Here is a 19,577-nt window from a genome sequence, read left to right as displayed (position 1 = left end):
TGGCCCTGCCGGGCCTTGCTGGGGCTCTGCATGAAATGGCCCTTGCCCTCGGCGGGCCTGGGCTGCACAAACCCCTATAGGGAGAGTTGTGCAGGATCGGCTCTGCCATATCGTTTGGCCGGATCGTATCCGGCGGGGGTTGCAGGTGCAATCCCGGCACAGAAAGGGCAGAGGCATGGGGCAGGGCGAGAACTTAGGCGCAGAACCGGTGGTTTTTCTGCCGGGAATGATGTGCGATGCGCGGATCTTCACCCCGCAAATTCTGGCGCTGTCAAAGCAGACCCCGGTCATGGCCGCAGCGCTGTTCGGCGGCGAGACGGTGGAACAGATTGCCAGCCATTTGCTGGAGATGTTGCCTGCGCGCTTTGCCCTGGTGGGGCTGTCGATGGGGGGTATTGTGGCGCTGGAAATCCTGCGCCGAGCCCCGGCGCGCGTCTCTCGTCTGTGTCTTATGGCGACGACCCCGCTGGCTGAAACGCCGGATCAGGCAGCGATGCGTGAGCCGCTGATCATCAGCGCCCGCACCGGAGGGCTGGAAACGGCGCTGCAGCAGTCACTGCCGCCAGAGGTGCTGGCACCGGGGGCGCAGCGGCTGGAGATCCTTGGTCTGGTGCGCGATATGGGGCTTGATCTGGGGGCAGAGCTGTTTGTCGCGCAAAGCCGCGCCCTGCAACGCCGCATAGATCAGCAGGCGACGGCGCGGCGCTGTCGGGTGCCGACCTTGATCCTATGCGGCGAACATGATCGCCTGACCCCGGTAAAGCGGCATGAATTCCTGGCTGAACTGATCCCCCATGCGGGGCTGAAGATCATTTCCGGGGCAGGGCATTTGCCAAGTCTGGAACAGCCGGAGGAGGTCACTCAGGCGCTGCTTGGCTGGCTCTCTGTCCCGCATGAACGCCCCGGTGAGCGACCTGTTGAACCTCTGATAGAGAGCTGAGGGCGCGGGCACGGTGCCTGCCCACCTGGCGTTCCGGTTTTAGGGGTGCAGACCGGCCCGTTCTTCTTTGCTCAGCACCTTGGCTTTGGTCACGGGCTGGCCGGATGTGCTGTCAAAAAACGGAGTTTGGCGCCACATGCCCGAAAGGCGTGCGGTGATCATCCGGGAAAAGATGCCGTAGACCATGCGCATCATTCCCTCGTTGCTGGGGGGCTTGCCTGGCTGGGGAACGGCGGATCGCGCCCGCACCTTGCCAAGGCAGTCTGGGTTTTCAAACAGATCTGAACGCATCCCGGCAAAGGCCAGTTGCGGCTTGGCCAGTGTATTGGCAAAGGGTGTGCCGCAGCAATCGGCATACCAGCGATACAGTCCCTTTGGCCCCAACCGCATCAGTTGCAGATGTTCGGCGCCTTGGGTCAGGGTGATGGCATGGGGGGCAAGTTGAAACAGATCAACCCCATCCACCGGATCGGGCTGATTATGATACAGTTCTGCCGCGCGGCAATCTTGGCAAAAGCAAAGTAGCCTCAACCCGGATTTTCGGCCCTCAGCCGAGATATGCCCGGCCAGACGACCACAGTTGCAGGAAAACGTGCAGGCCTCGTCGCTCATGGATTAGGCTTTACGGGCTTGTGTCGGGGTCTTTGCCTGGCCTGCCGGTTTGGGGCTGGTTTGGGTTTTGGTTGTGCTTGCGCCTGCCGCCGGATTTGCCTGTGCCGTGGTGGATTTGCGGGTGTTTGCATCCATGAAATCAATCACCAAGGGGCGGATATTGTCGCGCCAGCTGCTGCCGGCAAAGATACCGTAGTGACCGGCGCCAGGTTCCACATGGCTGGCTTTCTTGCTGTCGGGCAGGCCGGTACATAGATCAAGCGCGGCGATGCATTGTCCGGGCGCAGAAATATCGTCATTGGCGCCTTCGACGGTTTTGACCGCCACATCGGTAATTGCCCCGATATCGACCTTGTGGCCATCGACGACGAATTCGTTGCGCGCGATCTCGCGCGACTTGAACACCCGATCCACGGTCGAGAGGTAGAATTCCGCCGTCATATCCATAACGGCGAGGTATTCGTCATAAAACCGGTTGTGGTGATCATGATCCGAGGCATCCCCACGGCTGGCGCGCTGAATTTGGTTGCTGAAGGCCTGGGCGTGGCGTTCCATGTTCATCGACATGAAAGAGGACAGTTGCAACAGGCCGGGATAGACCTTTCGTCCGACGCCTTTGTACTTGAAACCAACCCGCTGGATCATGGTTTCTTCCAGCTGGCCCATGGTGACGCGGCGGCCAAAATCTGTGACCTCGGTCGGGGTTGCATCTGGATCCACCGGCCCACCGATCAGGGTCAACGATGAGGGCTGCGCCTTGGGGTCCTGTTCTGCCAGATAGGCAGTGGCAGCCAGAGTCAGCGGGGCGGGTTGGCAGACGGCGACAACATGGGTTTCCGGACCCATTTCGCGCATGAAATCAACCAAATAAAGTGTGTAGTCTTCGATGTCGAACTTGCCGGCGGAGACAGGAATGTCGCGGGCATTGTGCCAATCGGTGATATAAACTTCGCAGTTCACCAGCAGGCTCTTGACGGTTGAACGTAGCAGGGTTGCGTAGTGGCCGGACATTGGCGCCACGATCAGAACCTTGCGGGGCTGCTCCTTGCGGCCGGACACCCGAAAATGGATCAGGTCGCCAAAGTCGCGCTTCACAACCGGGGTGACCTCGACAAGATGGTCCTTGCCGTCTTCGCAGGTGAAGCTGTGGATGCCCCAGTCAGGTTTTACCGTCATGCGGTGAAAGCTGCGCTCGGTGACTTCGCCCCAGGCAGCCATCCAGCTGAGCGCCGGATTGGGGAGCGCTGAAAAGATGGGATATGAGCCTATGGACTGAGCACTGGCGCCGAGCCATTGGTTCATGTTCCGGGCCGTTTCCATCAGGTCGTAGGACATCATATAACGCATAAGGCTTTCCTTTTTAACTGTTTGCCGCAGGGGCGTTCACGCAAGACACTGCAACTTTGGGCAGTAAATTACACAGGGCCTCGGACCTTTCGTCGCTTTGGCGTAACATGGTTAAACCAGTATTCTGCACAGCAGAAAGAGTATGGGGGATTCCTTAAGATGACAACAAGTGACGCAGTCGACCATGGCACTTCTCCGGAACACATTGAACGGCTTAAGGAAAATATGGAGCGTGTCGACCAGCTCTCGCAGAAATTGATCGAGATTATGGCCAACAAGAAGGGCCATCACCCCGGATTGGATGGTCCGAATCAAGATCTTTTCGCACGTGCAGCAACGTCTTACTGGGCTGAAATCCTGCAAAACCCCGCAAAATTGATGGAACAACAGGTCGAGTTCTGGGGCAAATCGGTGCTCAACTTTGCCGAAGCGCAACAGATGCTGGCAACGCAGGAGGTTGATACCCCAGAGGCCGATCACGTGGAGGATCGCCGCTTTGGTAATCCGATGTGGGAAAAGAACCCTTATTTCCACTATGTGAAGCAACAGTACCTGACCAACGCACAGACCATTCGCACTGCGGTTGAAGGGGTCGAAGATCTGGACGCGATTGATCGACATCGGCTCAGTTACTTTTCTGATCAGATCATCAACATGATGGCCCCGACCAACTTTTTGCCCACCAACCCGGATGCGCTGGAAAAGGCCCTAGCAACCGAGGGGCAATCGCTGGTCGACGGGCTGCAGAACCTGGTGGATGACCTGGAAGCCAATAACGGCGAGCTGGTGGTGCGTCTGGCGGATGAAAGCGCCTTTGAGATCGGGCGCAACATCGGCACAACTCCGGGCGAGGTGGTGTTTCGCAACCGGATGATGGAGATGATACAGTATCGCCCCACCACAGAAACCGTGCACGAAACCCCCATCGTGCTGTTTCCACCCTGGATCAACAAATTCTATATTCTTGATCTCAAAGCGCAAAACAGCCTGATCAAATGGGTGACCGAGCAGGGCTACACGCTGTTTGTGGTCTCTTGGATCAATCCAAATGGCGATTACGCAGATGTGGGGCTGGAAGAATACGTCGAAGAAGGTTTCCTGACGGCAATCAACAAGGCCAAGGAGATCTGCGCGGTCAAACAGGTCAATGCCATCGGCTATTGCATTGCAGGCACTACGCTAAGCCTGACCTTGGCGCTGATGAAGAAACGGGGCGATAAATCGGTGAAGTCGGCCACGCTGTTTACTGCGCTGACGGATTTTTCCGATCAGGGGGATTTCACCCCCTTCCTGCAGAATGATTTTGTCGATGCCATCGTCGAAGAGATTGGCGAAGACGGTATTCTGCCCTCTTACATCATGGCGCGAACCTTTTCCTATCTACGGGCCAATGATCTGGTCTATGGGCCAGCCATTCGCAGCTATATGCTGGGGGAAACCCCGCCGGCCTTTGATTTGCTGTACTGGAACGGTGACGGTGCCAATCTGCCAGGTAAGATGGCGCAGCAGTATCTGCGCCGGCTCTGTCAGGCCAATGAATTTGCGACCGACGGGTTTGAACTGTTTGGTGAGACATTGCATGTACGGGATGTGGATATTCCGCTGATGGCCGTGACCTGCGAGACAGATCACATTGCCCGCTGGCGCGATTGTTATCGCGGGGTGCAGGCCATGGGCGGGCGCAGCAAGACCTTTGTGGTCTCCCAGTCGGGTCACATCGCGGGGATCATCAATCCGCCCAGCCGTAACAAATATGGTCATTACACCAATGACGACCTCAAGCTGTCGCCCGAAGCCTGGATGGAGGGCGCAGCCTTTCACGAAGGATCCTGGTGGCCCCGCTGGGAAGCCTGGCTGAAAAAGCGTTCTGGCAAGCAGGTTCCCGCGCGGGAACCGGGTGATTCGAACAATCCCCCGCTAGAACCGGCACCGGGCAGCTATGTGTTGCGTCGGGCAAGCGATTGATTTTCTTTGATTTGCGAAATTTCTCTGCATCGCAGCATGAAAAAACTTGAAATGCTGCGATGCAGAAAGTATCTTTTCCTCATGCTGAAACGCGGGATGGTCCCGAGTTGGCAACGTAAGGAACCAGTTCAATGGCTAAGACCCAAGATTTTACCGCAATGATGAAAGACATGATGGGCGCATTTCCGGTGGATACCTCCGCTATGGAAGATGCCTTCAAAAACACTGCCGCACTGAACGAAAAGCTGAGCGCTGTTGTTCTGGGCGCTGCTGAGCAGTCCTCTGAGATCTCCAGCAAGTGGACCAAAGACGCCCTGGCCAAAATGTCCGGCGTTTCCAAAGTACAAAGCGACCCTGCCGAATACGCAAAATCCGCCACCGATTTCGCAAGCGCCTCTGCCGAGGTTGCCGCTGAGAACCTGGCCGCTTTTGCTGAAATTGCAAAAAAAGCTCAGATGGAAACTGTTGAGCTGCTGATGTCCGCTGGCAAGGACATGGGCGAAGAAGCAACTGCCGCCGTCAAAAAGGCCACCAACGAGGTGACCTCTGCTGCGAAAAAAGCCGCTGCAAAATAAGCAGTCGCAAGGCTGAGCACCAAGCGCGGGATCAACACGTCTCCTCCCTGATGTTGAACCTAGGCTATGGTGTTGAAAAGGACAGATCCCCGGGATCTGTCCTTTTTTGTATGTTCAGGCCCTGCGCTGATAGGGCTCGTTCACGCTCTGGCAGGGCGATAGGTCAAAAGGCCGCCTGGGTGAAATCCGCGACTTCGGGTTGCCAGCCGCAGCTTTGCCGGATCTTTTCCGCCCGCATCTGCTGGTCCAGAGTGGGGCCCTCGGCCCAGGCACCATATTTGAACATGACATATTTGCGGTTGCGCACCAGATAGGCCCCATCATGGGGGTGGCGTGTCAGGATCTCTGCCAGGATGTCACGCACGGGTATGCCGGATTGTGCCGCCACATTGAAATGGCCGGTCAGCTGTGCTTGCTCGGCCAGCATGCGATAGGCGCGGGCCAGGTCGCGGCGGTGCACCAGCGGCCAGCGGGTGTGAATGCTGCCCCAGACTTCGAGCGGCAGACCTGCGGCGGCCTGGTCCAGCATTCGGGCAAAAACCCCACCGCCATCTTCGTGATAAACCATGGCAGGATGCACCACTGCGCAGCTCAGGTTAGGGGCCCTGAGCAAAAGACTGGCAGACACCTGCATCCAGGAAAAGGCCGGAATGGGGCGCTGCGGGCTGGTCTCGCAGGCCGCGTGATCGCCGGTTTCGCCATAGATCCAGCAGCCCCCGGTATAGATCACCCGCAGCGGCTGATTGCTGGGGCGCACCCTGGCTTCCGCCCGCAGGCAGGCCATCGCTGCGGCATCCACTGACGCCATATCCGTGCCAAATGTGCTGGCTAGCTGGGTGACCACATCCACCCCGGCAAGTGCGGCCCGCCAACTGCTTGGAGCCCGCAGATCCCCGCGCCAGGGCTGGCCACCAAGCTCTGATAGCTTTCGCGCCGAAACCTCAGAGCGGCACAGGCCAATAACCTGGTGTTGATGCGCCACCAGATCTGCGGTGACGGCGCTACCGATGGAGCCGGTGCCCCCAAGGATCAAAATTTTCACGTTATCGCTCCTGTGGTCTGAGGGGATCCTTGTAAAACCTCAAGTCTGGTTTAGCTCAAGCGAAATCTGCGGTTTATTTCATGGCAGTTGAAATTCAGGTACGATGGTGGAACCATTCTGCAGGCTTTTCTTTTGTTCTGCACTCGCATAGGATTTTCTGCGATGCATCATGTCCGGGGAGGGACAGTATGGCCGACCAGGAAAAAGCCCTGCTTATCAAGCGTTACGCCAGCCGGCGTTTGTACAACACTGAGACCAGCGACTATGTCACGCTTGAAGATATTGCGGGGTTCATCCGGGAAGGGCGCGAAGTCCAGATCGTCGATTTGAAATCTGGTGATGATCTGACGCGCCAATATCTGCTGCAGATCATCGCCGAGCATGAAAGCCGTGGGGAAAACATCCTGCCGGTCAATGTGCTGAATGATCTGGTACGTAGCTATATGCAGCCCGGCGGCGGGGTTATGCCGCAATTCCTGCAGGCCTCTTTCGATATGCTGCGCGACAGCCAATCGCAGATGGTGGAAAATATGTCAGCGATGAATCCGATGGCGCAGATGCCCGGTTTTGACGCGATGAAGGCCCAGCAAGAGGCCTTCTTGAAGGCCATGACTTCTGGCCTGCCCGGCGGTGTCGGCGGTTGGGGCAGTGCAGCCGAAGAGACAAAGGCCAAAGATGCGGATGAGGGCGAGGATCTGGATGCGATCAAGCGCCAGCTGTCAGAGCTGCAGGAAAAGCTGTCCAAATTGAAATAGCATTCCCCGCTGGGGCCAGTCGCAGACCGGATCGGTACAGGCGGCAGGCTCGCGGATAAGCAAAATGCGGCACCTCCAGAAGGGGTGCCACGTTTTGATGTCGGGCTTTGGTCGGGGCTTAGCCTAGGCCGCGGCGCGCTCCATGGTAGAGGTGACGGCTGTCACCAGAATATCGGCCACGAGGTCCAATTCTGACTGGGTAAGGCGGACCGGCAGGCGCACGTCACAGGCCTGCATCAGCATGGCGCGGGTCTGTGGCAATTCTGGCAGATCCGGAATGAACTGCCAGTTCCAGAAGGCACGGGCATTGTCGGCAGAGCGGCCAAAGATCTGCACCTTGACGCCGGCCTCGGCCGTGGCTTCGGAAAAGGCGGTGATCTGCTCGGCTGTCATTCCCACCAGGTTGAACTGGATCGAATCCGGTGCGCGCTGTTCGGGGGCGAGGGGGGCAGGGACATAAAAATAAGGCGAGGCATTCAGCTGCGCTGCGACATAGTCGTGGTTTTTCAAGCCGTCCGTCACCCGGCGGGCCAATTCGGGCAGTTGCGGGCGAATGACCACGGCGGATAGGTTGCTCATCCGCAGGTTATACAGCGGCAGCTGGTTCTGCCATTTGGCAAAGGCATCCGCCAGGTCTGTGCTGTTGTCGCCCATTGGGCCTTTGTGCTTTTTCCAGTTGTGTTCATAGGCACCGGACATGATGACGGCGCGGGCCACCAGATCAGCATCATCGGTGATCAATATGCCACCTTCGCCGGCATTGATCATCTTGTAGGACTGGAAGGAAAAGCAGCCAATCCGGCCTAAGGTTCCGATATTGCGACCATTCCAGGTGGTGCCTAGCGAATGGGCTGCATCCTCGATCACCGGAATGTCGCGCGCCTCACAGAGCGCCAGAATCGCATCCATATCAGAGGTATGGCCGCGCATATGGCTGATGATGACCGCCTGAATGTCGCTCTCCAGCCGGGCTTCGAAATCCACCAGGTCAATGCGGTAGTTGTCGCCAACCTCGCACAGGACGGGCAGACAATCGGCATGGAGCACGGCAGAGGGCACGGCGGCAAAGGTAAAGCCAGGGATCAGAACCCTTGCATCGCGTGGCAGGTCCAAGGCCTTGAGAGACAGAAACAAGGCTGCAGAACAGGAGGAAACCGCCAGTGCATATTTGCTGCCCAGAAGGCTAGCAAATTCCTGTTCCAACAGGGCAACCGGGGCATTTTCTGGCGCGGTATAGCGAAACAGATCGCCAGATTGCATCAGCGCATCAATTGCCTCGCGGGCTGCTGAGGGGATCGGTTCCGCAGCATGAACATTGGGGGCCTGAGTCATATTTCAAATTCCTGAATTATGGATTTGATAAATATAAAACAATTGGCACCTCCTGCCAAGTCGCAGATGGATTTTGTCGGTGGCTTTTGGCGTAATTTCACAAATCCGTTGCGTTGGGACGTGCCGCTGGGACGGTCTTGGGCGGCAAGGCGGGGGTGAAACCGGGCACAGGGGCGAAAATGCCCCCTCCAGCGGTGCGAAAGGGAGCATATCCAAAGTCAGAGATTTGGCAAATGAACAGAAGCGGCCCGCGTTCAGATGCCGATCCGGTCGCGCAGCGCATACCAGCTCATGGCGAGGGCCAGCAGCGGCGAGCGCATGGCGGGGCCGCCAGGGAAGCTGGGCGCCGGAACCTTCGCCATGGTATCAAACCCTTCGGCCTCTCCCCGGATGGCATGGGCCATCAGCTGCCCGGCGTGGACGGCGGTGCCGACCCCATGGCCGGAATAGCCAGAGGCCGACAGCACATTGGCGCTGAGCCGTGCCAAATAGGGCATGCGTTTCATGGTGATCCCAAGGGTGCCGCCCCAGGCATAGTCAACCCGGACGTCTTTTAGATGCGGAAAGATCTGGGTCATGGGCCGACGTACCACGGCCTCGATATCGGCGGGAAAACGATAGCCATAGCTTTCACCGCCGCCAAAGAGCAGCCGTTTGTCATGGCTGAGCCGAAAGTAGTTGACCACGAACCTGCCATCGGCCACGGCGATGTCGCGGCTCAGCACCCTGGCGGCATCATCGCCCAAGGGTTCGGTTGCGACTACAAAGTTGTTGATCGGCATGACCTTGCTGGCGACCTGACGGTTCAGCCCACCAAGATAGCCATTGCAGGCCAGGATCAGGTGATCGGCGCGCAGGCTTCCCTTTGCGGTTTTCACCCGCACCTCGGGGCCTTCGCTGATCTCCAGCACTTCGCTTTGTTCGTGCAGGGTGGCCCCGGCTGCGGCGGCCGCACGGGCCAGACCAAGGGCGAGGTTCAGCGGATGCAGATGGCCAGCGCCATGGTCCAGAATGCCGCCCTTGTAATCGGGCGAGGGGCAGATTTCCTGGCAGGCCTCGTCTGATAAAAGGTCAATCTGGTCATAGCCATAGCGATCTTGCAGGTGACGGCCATAGTCATGCAGATGGGCGACATCCTTGGCGTTGGAGGCGGTCCAGGCAACGCCTGGGCGCAGGTGGCAATCGATCTGATGCTTGGCAATCAGGGACTTTACCAGATCCTTGGCGTCCTCGCCCAATTGCCACAGCTTTTGCGCATCTGGTATTCCGACAAAGCTCTCCAGGCCTTCTTGATCCAGGCGCTGACCGCTGCCCAACTGGCCACCATTGCGCCCCGAGGCACCAAAGCCCACCCGATGGGCTTCTAGCACGACAACCTTCATCCCGGCTTCGGCCAGGTGCAGCGCGGCCGAGAGGCCGGTAAAGCCGCCGCCGATGATGCAGACGTCGGCGCGCTGGTCACCCTGCAGCGGTGCGAATGGCGCTTGCGGTGTAGCTGTCGCCGCATACCAGCTGGTGGGATAGCGCCCTTTTTGATCGTTGGAATGCAGCAGGTTCAAAGTCATTGGGGTCACCCTCTTGTCAGCTGTCGTTCGCCCCCTTTTGCCGCACCAGCCTTGGGCTGGGCAGAGAAACCTCTGGCGGCGATGCCTGCAGGGCAAACGGGGGCGGCTATTGGCGCGGCCACCGCCAGTCGGGGGCGGGTGCCGCGCGGGTCAGATATCGCCTTAGACGTTCATCAGCAGATGCTCGCGCTCCCAGGGGGAGATCACCTGCAGGAACTCTTCGTATTCGGCCCGTTTCACGATGCTGTAGACGCGGGCGAAATCAGGGCCGAGCACCTCGTGCAGTTTGGTTGCTTCGTCGAACAGATCCAGCGCGCTGCCCATGACATTGGGAATATCGCCTTCGCCTTCATAGGCGTTGCCCTTGAACTGCGTGTCTGGCTTTTGTTGTTCCAGCAGACCAAGATAGCCACAGGCCAGCGAGACAGCGATCCCGAGATAGGGATTGCAGTCCATCCCGGCGAGGCGGTTTTCAACACGGCGGGCCGCAGGGCTGGACAGTGGAATGCGAATGCCGGTGGTGCGGTTGTCACGCGCCCATTCCAGATTGATCGGGGCTGCGTGGTCTTTCACATAGCGCCGGTAGGAATTCACATAGGGTGCCATCACCGCAATCCCCGCAGGCAGGTGGTTCTGCAACCCGGCGATAAAGTGGAAAAAGGCATCAGTTTCACTGTCGTCATCGGCGGAAAAGATGTTCTTGCCAGTTTTCAAATCCAGCACCGAATGGTGAATATGCATCGCCGAGCCGGGTTCATTCTCGATCGGCTTGGCCATAAAGGTGGCAAAGCAGTCATGGCGCAGGGCAGCTTCGCGGATCAGTCGTTTGAAGTAAAAGACCTCATCCGCCAGCTTGACCGGATCGCCGTGCAGCAGGTTGATTTCCAGCTGGCCTGCGCCGCCTTCCTGGGTGATGCCGTCGATCTCAAAGCCCTGGGCCTCGGCGAAGTCGTAGATATCGTCGATTACCGGGCCAAATTCATCCACCGCTGTCATCGAATAGGCCTGTCGCGCCGCCGCCGGGCGACCAGAGCGCCCCATCATCGGTTCGATCTTTTTGCCCGGATCAATGTTGCGTGCGACCAGGAAGAATTCCATCTCAGGCGCGACAACCGGCTGCCAGCCCTTGTCATGGTACAGCTGAACTACGCGTTTCAACACATTGCGTGGGCTATAGGGGATCGGCGTGCCGTCACGGTCCAGCGCATCATGAATGACCTGCAGCGTCCAGTCCCCCGTCCAGGGGGCCGCCGTCGCAGTGGACATATCGGGTTGCAGGGTCATGTCTTTTTCAATCCAGCCGTCATCATCGGCGGCCTCGGCCCAATCCCCGGTGATGGTCTGGTAAAAGATGCTGTCCGGCAGGTGAAAGAAATCCTGCTTGGCGAATTTGGATGCCGGCACCGCCTTGCCCCGGGCGATACCGGGGAGGTCCGAGATAACGCATTCAACTTCGTCGAGACGACGGCCCTCCAGATAGGTTCTTGCCGCTTCGGGAAGGTCGTCAATCCAGGATGACATTAAGTCCTCTCTTTCTTCATAAAATCTGCGAGGAAGGTTGCAATTTCGGGGGCGTCTACAGAAGTGTCGAGATCTTGGCGGGCCTGATCAAGCAATGCGTCGGGCACCACGCCGCGACCGCGCTTTTCGATCAATCCGCCGGTGAAGGCATTGCTGAATTCGGGATGCGGCTGCAGGGTCCAGATATGGTCACCATAGGCCAGGATGCCGTTTTCACAAAATGCATTGCCAGCCAGAACGCGGGCCTCGGCCGGGCGTTCGATCACCTGATCCTGATGCCAGGCATTCAGGGTTATGGGCTGGCCATCCTGTTCATAGGTGACATGGCCCACCGCCCAGCCGCCGTCAAATTTGGCCACCTTGCCGCCCAGAGCCTGGGCAATGATCTGATGACCAAAGCAGATCCCGGCAAGCGGTTGCTTCCTGGCGTGAATGTCACGGATCAGATCTTCCAGCGGTGGGATCCAGGCGTGATCTTCATAGGCCCCATGGCGGGAGCCCGTGATGATCCAACCCTCTGCCGCCTGCGCATCCTTGGGGAATTGCCCATCCACAACCGCAAAGGTTTCAAAGGCAAAGCCGTGGCCCGCCAAAAGGTCGCAAAACATCTGGTCGTAGTCGCCTGCCTCTTGGATAAGATCCTCGGGGGCGTGGCCGGTTTGCAAGATGCCGATTTTCATAGTTCACCAGATTTGATCAAAAGATAGAGCCCAAAGCAACATGCTCCTGGCTGGCTGAGGTCATACCGCTTCCAGCCAGCTGAGCCAATGTTTCTCTGGCGGCAGGGCTGCAAAGCCGACGTGTTCCTGTCGCTTGGTCATCGTCAGATTGCGGATCATCATCTTTGGCAGGATCCGCGCCATCAGCGGGTCTTGTTCGAACAGGGAAATGGCGCTTTGCCAATCGTCGGCCAGCTGCGGCAGATCGGGAATGTCGTAGATATTGCCAGAGGATGCAGGCGGCGGCACCAGGGCGTCTTCGATGCCCAGCAGGGCGGCGCCAAGCACGACGGACAGCATCAGATAGGGGTTGATGTCGCCGCCAGCGGTCCGGTGTTCGATGCGTCGTGCCTTGGGGTTGCCACCGGGAATGCGGATTGCAGCGGTGCGGTTTTCATAGGCCCAGGCGGCGCTGGTTGGCGCATGGGCACCAGGCACCAGTCGTGCATAGGAATTGCCATGCGGAGCAAAGATCAGGGTGCTGGCTGGCATGGCGGCCAGGCAGCCTGCCACGGCCTGCTGCAACAGATCCGATCCCTTCTCAGAGCCATCATCAAAGACGTTGTTGCCGTCCCTGTCGACCACCGAAAAATGCACATGCATGCCATTGCCGGCTTCGTCCTCATAGGGCTTGGCCATAAAGGTGGCGGCCAGATCGTGCTTGCGTGCAAGTCCTTTTACCAGCGCCTTAAACAGCCAGGCATCATCCGCGGCGCGCAGCGCATCCTGATGGTCGAGGTTGATTTCAAACTGCCCCAGACCGGCCTCTGAAATAGCGGATTGGGCGGGGATGCCCATCTCTTCTGCACCGTTGTACAGATCGGTGAAAAAGGCATCGAAAGCGTCCAGCTCTTCGACCGAGAGCACCGATTGCTGCACCAGTTTGCGCCCGGTGTGCGGGTGCGCGGGGGGGGTAGGTTGGGGACCGCTGTCATCAACCAGATTGAATTCCATTTCAGTGGCGGCCATCACCTGCCAACCGCGTGCGGCGTAGCGGTCCAGCACCTGGGCAAGCACCTGCCGGGGGTCACCCAAAAAAGGCTCACCAGCTTCGGTTTCCATCACCATCGGCACCAGCGCCGAAGGGGTCGCAAGCCAGGGCATCGGCACTGGCCCCCGTGAGGAAGGTGTGAGAATTCCGTCGGCATCACCGGTTTCAAACACCAGCGGACTGTCTTCGATGTCCCGGCCCCAGATATCGACGTTCAAGGCCGAGAGCGGCATTCTGGCCGCGCCGGTGGCCAGTTTGGCCATCTGCGAGGCAGGCATCCGTTTGCCACGCATCTGCCCGTTCAGATCGCAGGCGGCGATGCGGATGGTTTTCAGCTGTGACAGATCCATGCTCTGATCTCCTTGATCGCTATGACAGTGTTGTACTGCAGGATCGCGAATGAGCCAAGGAAATTTGATCAAAAGTTTCAGTGTTCGCCTGTTTTCCGCCTAAGTTTGCATAAAAATAGGCCCCAGAGGGGCCCATTTTTCTTGCAATTATTTGATCTTTTAGCGGATGAGGTTCGGTTTGAACTTTAGCTTTGGGCGCTTGCTCTGGGGCAGATGCCGATTCAGCCATGTGTTGACCCGGCCAAAGACGGCGATGATCACCAGGGTCAGCAGGATGAAATAGAAGGCCAGGATCGGGTAGGGTACAAAGGGATTGAAGGTCTTGTCGGCGAAATAATTCGCATAGTACAGCGCATCGCCCTTTTGCTGCCAGGCGGGAAAGCCGGAAAAGAACACCAGAGTAGTGGCATGGAACAGAAAGATCGCTTCGTTGGTATAGGCAGGCCAGGCCAGACGCATCATGGTGGGCCATTCGATGCGCCGAAAACGTGTCCAGCCGGACAGCCCATAGGCATCGGCCGCCTCTATATCGCCCTTGGGGATCGACCGCAGCGCACCATAGAGGATTTCGGCGGAATAGGCCGCTGTGTTCAGGAACAACACAATCAATGCACCTGCCCAGGCCGACGACAGCGGGTTGAAGAAGCTTGAAACGCTTTTCAGGCTGAGAAACAGGAAATAGGCAAAGAAGAACTGGATAAACAGCGGCGAGCCGCGGAACAGAAAGATAAACCATTCAGCCGGTTTGCGCGCCCAGGCCGATTTGGAATTCTTGCCAAGCGCCAGAAAATTGGCAAGGACAAACCCGGTGGCCACGGCAATGACGCCAAAGTAGATGTTCCACAACAGCCCCGATCCAATCAGGGTGAACTGTTCACACAGGGTAAAGTCGCTGCGCGGCAACATGCGTTCGCCATAGCCAAAGGCGCGAAAGGCATAGTCTTGTAGAGTTTGATAGCAGCTCATGCGGCTTTCCTTTGCGCTTCACCATCCACGGTGGCTTGGCCATGGGCCAGGCGGGTGGTGATCCGGTCCAAGACCAGTTCCGAAACACGGGTAAAGACCAGATAAAACACCAGAAGCCCCAGAAAATACCACATGCGCCAGTCCGGATGCGGATAGTCGGTGAATTTGGCGGTCTTGGAGCCGCCAAGCTCGCGGGCCCAAAAGACGATGTCTTCGACGCCGAGCAGGAACAAGAGCGGCGTTGCCTTGATCAGTACCATCCACAGGTTTGACAGGCCGGGCAGGGCATAGGTCCACATCTGCGGCACCAGAATACGCCAAAAGGTCTGCCGGTGGCTTAGCCCGTAGGCTGCGGCGGTTTCGATCTGGGCATGTGGCACGGCCTGCATGGCCCCAAACAGCACATTGGCGGCAAAGGCACCAAAGACGATGGCAAAGGTCAGCACCGCCAGGCTGAACCCATAGGCTTCATGCAGCCACTGTGGTGCATCGCCAAGCGGCATCTTGGCAATACTGCAGACCAGGAAATCATTGCCCTGGCGAATGGGTGCATCCCAGTCGGGGCATTTCACCTTGTGGCGCAGGTATTCGATGCCCTGATCCAGCGCGATGACGAAGAACAGAAAAAAGGCGATATCGGGCACGCCGCGCACGACCGATATATAGATCTTGCCGAGCCAGGAAAGCGGGGTAAACCGCGCCCGAGCCGCCATGGCACCGCCAAACCCAAAGAGCAGGGCCGTCGGTGCCGTCACCGCCAGCAACAGCAACACGGTGCCAAAGGACATGTAGAAAGCAAGGTGCTTTCCGGTGGTCAGGTAGCAGCTATACCACTGGATACCCTCCAGCGTGGCCGGGTCAGAGCAAAAGGAAAAAATGGTGGACCTCGTCGGGATCGGGACCGGAGACAAGAAACAGGGCTGTCTGGTCAGGGGCAAAGGGGGGCAACCGCCCCCCTTCATTATTGATCAATGGGAAGGCGTGTTTCAGAACTTGCCTTCGATTTCCCATTTGTCGAGCATCGTGTTCAGCGTGCCGTCTTCTTTCATCGAAGCGATCGCGGCGTCGAACTTGGCAATGACGTCGGTGTCGGACTGACGGAAGGCCATGCCGATACCTTCGCCGAGGAAGACATCGTCGCCAACAAACTGCAGCTCGGTTTCGCCAACGATGGGCAGCAGGAAGTCCTTGTCCGCCATGACGGCGTCGACTTCACCCGAATTTACCGCAGCAATGGTTTCATCCGGTGTGGGGAATTCAACCAAGGTGGCACCAGTGCCGGCAACATGCGACGACTGAATGGTGGAGGCCTGAGCCGCGATCACGGCGCTCCCTAGATCAACGTCAGCCGAAAGCGCCGCATAGGCCGAAGGCGATGGGCGCGTGTAGCCTTGGGTGAACTGCACAACTTCCTTGCGCTCTGGGGTGATCGACATGCCGGCGATGATGGCATCGTAGTTGCCCGACAGCAGGTTGGGGATGATCGAATCCCAGTCATTGATGACCCACTCGCAGGTCAGCTCGGCGCGTTTGCACAGCTCGTCGCCCAGCTCGCGCTCAAACCCGTCAACTTCGCCATTGTCGTTGAGGAAATTATAGGGAGGGTAGGCGCCTTCGGTGCCAAGACGCACGGTGTCGGCCAGGCCCATGCTGGCGGTCAGGGCCAGGGCTGCGGTGCTCAGAATAAGTGATTTCATTGTGGTACTCCCAGTTTTTTGATTGGTATTTTGGTGTCTTGTCTTGGTTTTGTCCGGTGTTTTGCTCTGCTTCAGGGGCGTGTGCCCCCTAGGTCAAAGCCCGAATGTGGTGTGTCGGCCTATCCGTTGCGCGCACTTCGGCTTGGCGAGAGGAAACCGCGCAGACGTTCCGATTGTGTGCTGCCAAACACAGCGTCTGGTGTGCCCTGTTCTTCGATCAGCCCTTGATGCAGGAACACAACCGAATCAGAAACATCCGCCGCCAGGTTCATGTCATGTGTCACGATCATCATGGTCCGGCCCTCGGCGGCAAGATCCTTGATCACCTTGATGACCTCCTGTTCCAGTTCGGGGTCCAGCGCCGATGTGGGTTCGTCAAACAGCAGCGCCTCTGGCTCCATGCACAGGGCTCGCGCGATGGCGGCACGCTGTTGTTGCCCCCCGGAGAGCTGCGCCGGATAGGCATCGCATTTGTCGCCAATGCCAACCTTGTCCAGATAGGCGCGGGCCGAGGCTTCGACGGCGGCGGGATCCAGCCCCAGTACGGTTACCGGGGCCTCCATCACATTTTGCAAAATGGTCATATGCGCCCAGAGGTTAAACTGCTGAAAGACCATGGACAGATTGGTACGTATGCGCAGCACTTGCTTGGGGTCGCAGGGGCGGCGGGCCAGCCCGGTTCCGCTCCATTTGATGGGCTCTCCCTTGAACAGGATCTCGCCCTCCTGGCTGTTTTCCAGCAGGTTGCAGCAGCGCAAAAGGGTTGATTTCCCCGACCCGGAAGAGCCGATCAGCGACACAACGTCACCGCGGTTTGCAGTGATACTGACACCTTTGATGACCTCCAACTCGCCATAGGATTTATGCAGGTCGCGGATCTCGAGTACAGGTGTCGAATTGGTCAAAGCGGTTTCGCCCGATTAAGAAAAACTGGTTCTAAATGGACCGAAAAAATGGCTGAATGCAACGCTAAAACCGGAAGCTTTTGGCCTGAACATGCAAAGCGGGTGAAAAAACGGTCAAATCGGAAGGTGCGGCGACCTACCTGCGAGCGGCGATCTTTAGCCCTGTCAGCACGGGCCCCGGAGGGGTCGGGACAGAGAGATATTCACTGATCGGAATCTGCAGGATTCCGGTCAGATGCAGTGCCGCCCGTGTCGTCGGGTCAAGGTCTTTGATCGCGTCGTCAATGGCCTGATAGATCTGCACCGGATCCTGCGAGAGCGCAGTAATAAAGGGCAGGCCAGGGGTTGGGGCTGTCCGTTCAAAGACACAGAGCTGGTCGGCGAAAGCATCGTATTTCTGCATCAATTCCCAAGACAGGATATCCAGCGCGGCAAAATCGGCGCGCCCCTCGGCAACTGCCAGGGCCGAGGCCCGGTGGCCACCGGTTTCGACCAGTTCGCCCGGCAGAACGCCACGATCCTGCATATGGATCAGGGGTGCAGCCCAGCCCGATTGTGACAGTCCGTCATTATAGGCAAAGCGGGCGCGATCAAAGTCTTTCAGCCCGGGCAGCGGCGTCGCGGCCTTGGCAACAAAGACGCTGCGATAGTATCCCGGCGGGCAGTCGGGCAGGCCATAGTCGGGGGTGCCTACCAGATCGACCTCGCCATAAAGCCGGGTGCGATACGGGCACCCACAGGTCTGTGCCAAGAGGAGATCTGGCGCATTCCACGCCTCCCAAGGGTCGATGTCCCGGTTCAGGATCTCTGGTGGTTTTTCTGGTCCCAGATCAAGGTTGCTGCGAATGGCCGCCCAGAACAGATCATTGGCCTCTGCGGTTTCTGGCCTGTCATACATGCCGAGATAGGCGATCATACAGTGGTTTCCACCCGCTTGCGGGCCTGGGCGCTGTCGATATCGCTGACGCCGAGCAGATTTGCTGACAATCGCATGAGGGCATCTTCGCCCTGGTCGCGACGGCCATCCGCCAGCACCACCTGCCACATGGCCTCTACCACGCCGATACGATCTTCATAGGCGACGGCCTCTTTGATGGCGCGGGTGAAGCGGACGGTATCGGGGGCCTCTGCCTCCATGGCTTCGGCCTGTTCGCGCAACAAGATCGCGCCACCGATGTCCTGGCCATAGCGGGTGCAGATGATACGGTCGATGCGATCTTTTTCAACTTCGGAGTAATTGTGATCAGATCGGGCAATACGCACCAACAGCGCAGTCAGAGCCAGACGCGCGCCTTCATCGTTCAGCGGGGCTGGGGCCGGGGCCAGCAGGTGGGCAAGCAATTCCTTGAACATTACTCTTCTCTCTCCCGCTTGGCGGCAATTTTCGCCATGGCCTTGCTGCGTGCCGCTTCGTTGTCGGCAAAGGACAATCCCATGGCCTTGTAGGCCTCTTCGATGATGCGCACTTCGCCTTCATGTTCGTTGTGATCTGCCAGCACCACCTCCCAGAGGGCATCCAGCGCGGCAAGCCGTTCGTCCAGGCCTGTGGTTTCACGGATCAGTCGGCCAAAGGTATCGGTTTCTGGTGCCGCCGAGTGCAGCTTTTCGCAGGTGGCCCGCACCTTTGCGGCCTCAATCGCGTCGTGCTGGTACAGCCGCGACAGGATGCGATCAATCAGGCTGATCTCTTCCAGTTTATATTCGCGGTCAGACTGTGCCACCCGCACCAGCAGGGCGCCCAGGGCCAATTCCGCGTCGGGGTCAGGCAGGGCTGGCGGGTCGGTGGGCCGAAAGGCCTGAAAGAACTTCTTGAGCATGCTTGGATACTCCATCTCTCTGAGCGTCGGTGCTTGCAGCCACATGTTGCTGGGCCGACTGTTATGAACCTTTGGGGCGGGCTGCGGAACGGACCCGATTGGCGCGGCGCATGTGCTGTAGGGCAAGACGCCGGCCCGGTTTTCCAGGCAGGGCCCAGCCAGTCTGTGGCTAGCCGTCGTAGCCTTCGACAATTGCCATATCGCCGTTGGCAACCGGATCCCGCAGCGCCTTGGCATCTTGATAGGCGATACTATCATAGCAGGATTTTGCGGTTTCGAAATCTTTGAATTCAATCACCACGGTCCGCGAACGCATGGTCCCTTCGCGGATCTCCTTGGTGCCGCCTCGCACCAGAAACCGGGCACCATATTCAGCGAATGGTGCGGCATTGGCAGCGATGTAGTCCTTGTAGCGCTCCATGTTGTCAACATCGACATGTGCCACCCAATAGGCCTTTGGCATTTTGTGAGCTCCTTC

The 19,577-nt window shown here is 58.3% G+C and carries 20 protein-coding genes; 4 read left to right on the top strand and 16 right to left on the bottom strand.

Annotated elements, in window-relative coordinates; genetic code table 11:
- Positions 1 to 175: 175 nt before the first annotated feature.
- Positions 176 to 940 (top strand): alpha/beta fold hydrolase, encoded by a 765-nt coding sequence (locus tag ACN0VH_RS04030; protein ID WP_417699585.1) that lies wholly within the window; start codon positions 176 to 178, stop codon positions 938 to 940.
- A gap of 39 nt (positions 941 to 979) precedes the next feature.
- Here the strand turns inward: ACN0VH_RS04030 and ACN0VH_RS04025 are convergent, their stop codons facing one another.
- Together ACN0VH_RS04025 and phaZ are read right to left on the bottom strand one after the other, a co-directional pair.
- Positions 980 to 1,552 (bottom strand): DUF6151 family protein, encoded by a 573-nt coding sequence (locus ACN0VH_RS04025; protein WP_417699583.1) that lies wholly within the window; start codon positions 1,550 to 1,552, stop codon positions 980 to 982.
- A gap of 3 nt (positions 1,553 to 1,555) precedes the next feature.
- On the bottom strand, positions 1,556 to 2,899 hold the full coding sequence (gene phaZ / locus ACN0VH_RS04020; RefSeq protein ID WP_417699582.1) for a polyhydroxyalkanoate depolymerase: 1,344 nt from the start codon (positions 2,897 to 2,899) through the stop codon (positions 1,556 to 1,558).
- A gap of 159 nt (positions 2,900 to 3,058) precedes the next feature.
- On the opposite strand from phaZ, the gene ACN0VH_RS04015 reads away from it, so the two are divergent.
- Together ACN0VH_RS04015 and ACN0VH_RS04010 are read left to right on the top strand one after the other, a co-directional pair.
- Complete coding sequence (locus tag ACN0VH_RS04015) at positions 3,059 to 4,864, top strand: PHA/PHB synthase family protein (RefSeq protein WP_278920862.1); 1,806 nt, start codon at positions 3,059 to 3,061, stop codon at positions 4,862 to 4,864.
- Between the two features lie 131 nt (positions 4,865 to 4,995).
- Positions 4,996 to 5,439 carry a phasin, PhaP gene (locus tag ACN0VH_RS04010; RefSeq protein ID WP_278920861.1) on the top strand — a complete coding sequence of 148 codons (444 nt, stop codon included), beginning with the start codon at positions 4,996 to 4,998 and terminating at the stop codon, positions 5,437 to 5,439.
- 163 nt (positions 5,440 to 5,602) lie between these two features.
- Here ACN0VH_RS04010 and ACN0VH_RS04005 read toward each other — a convergent pair whose 3' ends face one another.
- Complete coding sequence (locus tag ACN0VH_RS04005; RefSeq protein ID WP_417699580.1) at positions 5,603 to 6,481, bottom strand: NAD-dependent epimerase/dehydratase family protein; 879 nt, start codon at positions 6,479 to 6,481, stop codon at positions 5,603 to 5,605.
- A gap of 188 nt (positions 6,482 to 6,669) precedes the next feature.
- Between ACN0VH_RS04005 and phaR the strand changes: the two genes are divergently transcribed.
- Complete coding sequence (phaR, locus tag ACN0VH_RS04000) at positions 6,670 to 7,236, top strand: polyhydroxyalkanoate synthesis repressor PhaR (RefSeq protein ID WP_278920859.1); 567 nt, start codon at positions 6,670 to 6,672, stop codon at positions 7,234 to 7,236.
- 123 nt (positions 7,237 to 7,359) lie between these two features.
- Here the strand turns inward: phaR and ACN0VH_RS03995 are convergent, their stop codons facing one another.
- From ACN0VH_RS03995 to ACN0VH_RS03935, 13 genes are all read right to left on the bottom strand, one after another.
- Positions 7,360 to 8,568, bottom strand: coding sequence for a DegT/DnrJ/EryC1/StrS family aminotransferase (locus ACN0VH_RS03995; RefSeq protein ID WP_278920858.1), 1,209 nt, complete (start codon positions 8,566 to 8,568; stop codon positions 7,360 to 7,362).
- Between the two features lie 254 nt (positions 8,569 to 8,822).
- Positions 8,823 to 10,133, bottom strand: coding sequence for an NAD(P)/FAD-dependent oxidoreductase (locus ACN0VH_RS03990; RefSeq protein WP_278920857.1), 1,311 nt, complete (start codon positions 10,131 to 10,133; stop codon positions 8,823 to 8,825).
- 162 nt (positions 10,134 to 10,295) lie between these two features.
- Entirely contained in the window at positions 10,296 to 11,654 is a 1,359-nt protein-coding gene (locus tag ACN0VH_RS03985; protein WP_278920856.1) for a glutamine synthetase family protein, read from the bottom strand.
- Positions 11,654 to 12,334, bottom strand: a complete 681-nt coding sequence (locus ACN0VH_RS03980; RefSeq protein ID WP_417699577.1) for a type 1 glutamine amidotransferase — start codon at positions 12,332 to 12,334, stop codon at positions 11,654 to 11,656. Before ACN0VH_RS03980 ends, ACN0VH_RS03985 begins: the two co-directional genes overlap by 1 nt.
- A 60-nt stretch (positions 12,335 to 12,394) precedes the next feature.
- Positions 12,395 to 13,714, bottom strand: coding sequence for a glutamine synthetase family protein (locus ACN0VH_RS03975; protein ID WP_278920854.1), 1,320 nt, complete (start codon positions 13,712 to 13,714; stop codon positions 12,395 to 12,397).
- A 159-nt stretch (positions 13,715 to 13,873) separates the two neighbouring features.
- Positions 13,874 to 14,680 (bottom strand): ABC transporter permease, encoded by an 807-nt coding sequence (locus ACN0VH_RS03970; protein WP_278920853.1) that lies wholly within the window; start codon positions 14,678 to 14,680, stop codon positions 13,874 to 13,876.
- Entirely contained in the window at positions 14,677 to 15,558 is an 882-nt protein-coding gene (locus tag ACN0VH_RS03965) for an ABC transporter permease (RefSeq protein WP_278921432.1), read from the bottom strand. The genes ACN0VH_RS03970 and ACN0VH_RS03965 overlap by 4 nt, the downstream gene beginning before the upstream one ends.
- A 108-nt stretch (positions 15,559 to 15,666) precedes the next feature.
- Entirely contained in the window at positions 15,667 to 16,377 is a 711-nt protein-coding gene (locus ACN0VH_RS03960) for a transporter substrate-binding domain-containing protein (protein WP_417699575.1), read from the bottom strand.
- 119 nt (positions 16,378 to 16,496) lie between these two features.
- Positions 16,497 to 17,282, bottom strand: coding sequence for an ABC transporter ATP-binding protein (locus tag ACN0VH_RS03955; protein WP_278920851.1), 786 nt, complete (start codon positions 17,280 to 17,282; stop codon positions 16,497 to 16,499).
- A gap of 136 nt (positions 17,283 to 17,418) precedes the next feature.
- Complete coding sequence (locus ACN0VH_RS03950; protein ID WP_417699573.1) at positions 17,419 to 18,198, bottom strand: phosphate/phosphite/phosphonate ABC transporter substrate-binding protein; 780 nt, start codon at positions 18,196 to 18,198, stop codon at positions 17,419 to 17,421.
- The gene (locus ACN0VH_RS03945) at positions 18,195 to 18,635 is read right to left on the bottom strand and encodes a tellurite resistance TerB family protein (protein WP_417699572.1); all 441 of its coding nucleotides are present in this window, start codon (positions 18,633 to 18,635) and stop codon (positions 18,195 to 18,197) included. The genes ACN0VH_RS03950 and ACN0VH_RS03945 overlap by 4 nt, the downstream gene beginning before the upstream one ends.
- Entirely contained in the window at positions 18,635 to 19,099 is a 465-nt protein-coding gene (locus ACN0VH_RS03940; RefSeq protein WP_278920848.1) for a tellurite resistance TerB family protein, read from the bottom strand. The genes ACN0VH_RS03945 and ACN0VH_RS03940 overlap by 1 nt, the downstream gene beginning before the upstream one ends.
- A 169-nt stretch (positions 19,100 to 19,268) precedes the next feature.
- Positions 19,269 to 19,562, bottom strand: coding sequence for a DUF1330 domain-containing protein (locus ACN0VH_RS03935; protein ID WP_278920847.1), 294 nt, complete (start codon positions 19,560 to 19,562; stop codon positions 19,269 to 19,271).
- Positions 19,563 to 19,577: the final 15 nt, after the last annotated feature.

The sequence above is a fragment of the Pseudophaeobacter sp. genome, from assembly GCF_048267565.1.
Classification (GTDB): Bacteria; Pseudomonadota; Alphaproteobacteria; order Rhodobacterales; family Rhodobacteraceae; genus Pseudophaeobacter; species Pseudophaeobacter profundi.
Note: the sequence above shows the minus strand (reverse complement) of the source record. Positions and strands in the feature narration are given on the sequence as shown.